At 38.5% G+C, this 1,555-nt stretch carries 1 protein-coding gene; it reads left to right on the top strand.

What is annotated here, in order from left to right; genetic code table 11:
- Nucleotides 1-178 precede the first annotated feature (178 nt).
- Nucleotides 179-1,435 (top strand): transposase, encoded by a 1,257-nt coding sequence (locus AB1422_19350; protein MEW6621458.1) that lies wholly within the window; start codon nucleotides 179-181, stop codon nucleotides 1,433-1,435.
- Nucleotides 1,436-1,555: the final 120 nt, after the last annotated feature.

Here is a 1,555-nt window from a genome sequence, read left to right on the forward strand (position 1 = left end):
CTGTAGTTTGGCAAATTTCCCATTTCTCTAATGAGAAATAGGGTGGTCTGATTCATCAGACACGCTTGCTAATAAATGCTGAGACATATTATAAAGGAACCTATAAAAAATTGACGTGAAAGCCTTTTTGGAGTAAAATATTATTGCGAAATAATATTACCCAAAGGAGGACTTTCACGTGTTAAAGATTATAGCACCTTCAAAAGCATTAGTCAAATTTTTTTTCATGTTGAATTTAAGTATGAGCAAACCCCAGAGGGAACATGCTCTCAACACAATGGAAACACTAATTATGTGTGAATCAAGGAAAACCATATCAAACCTTAATAGGACGATTTGCGACAGTACTGACCAGTCAGCGATGTCAGATTTCTTTACTTACAGTCCCTGGGAAAATGATACCGTCAGACGGCAAACAATAAAGTCACTTATCCGATGGTCTGTAGAACAAAACCAGCTCCAGATGTTTCAACCAACTGTAATAATATCAATAGACGATTCTCTTGCAAGGAAACCAAAAGAGAGTAAGCATTTTGACACTGTTGACTGGCATCATGACGCACACGGGCAGAAACAACTTGCTCATGGATTATCATTTATGACATGCCACATACAAATAGGCGACGTTTCAATTCCAATAAATTACAGGATATATCTCAAAGCAGAAACTATAAGGAAACTGAACAGGAAGTATAGAAACAAGCAAAAAATCAAATTCGCTACCAAGATAGAATTAGCCAAAGAAATGCTTGAAGAAATAGCAGAGCATTTACCTCAAGAATTCAAGATATACGTTCTTTTTGATTCATGGTATGCAGCAAAGAAACTAATAAAGTATTGCAGGGCAAACGGATGGCACGTAATATGTGCCCTTAAGTCTAACCGTAAGTTTAACGGTAAAAAGTTAGCCAGGATTGCCCGCCACATCAGGCACAGGAGATTCACTAAGACAATAGTGAACTCTGCAGATTCAGTATCTATTTACTGGGTCTACGAAAAGATAGGCCGAATCAACGGTCTTGATGAAGAAGTAAAAGTCTTCATCTCAAAACGGCACCGCTCCGATAAATTCGGAGAGTTCTTCCTGTGTACAGACACAGAGATGTCTGCCAGGCAAGCACTGTCTTTCTATACGAAACGCTGGGCAATTGAGGTAGATTACTTATACCTTAAGACACGGTTAGGGCTTGAAGACTTCCGCCTGCGGTCCTATAAGGGTATTGTCAAGTTCATGCAGCTGGTGTTTCTTACTCTTCAGTATCTGCACTGGCGTATTCATGAAGAACACAGTCCACCTGTAAAAAAATTGACTGATGTTATTGCTCTTCACCGAACCCAACAGTGGCAGAATACTCTGTTTAGCTTCGCTCATCAGGTATTAAAACACAGGAGTATTAAAATACCTGTAGATAATTTCCTAGCGAAAGCTGCTTGACTTAACTATTCATAGGAATTGTTCAGGTTTCTTGTGCATCCCTGTTTTACAGGGTTATTCCATTTTTGTCAATGAACAATATGTTTCAACATTTATTAGCAAAAATTTGCCAAACTACAG

The sequence above is a fragment of the bacterium genome, assembly GCA_040757115.1.
GTDB lineage: Bacteria > UBA9089 > CG2-30-40-21 > CG2-30-40-21 > SBAY01 > JBFLXS01.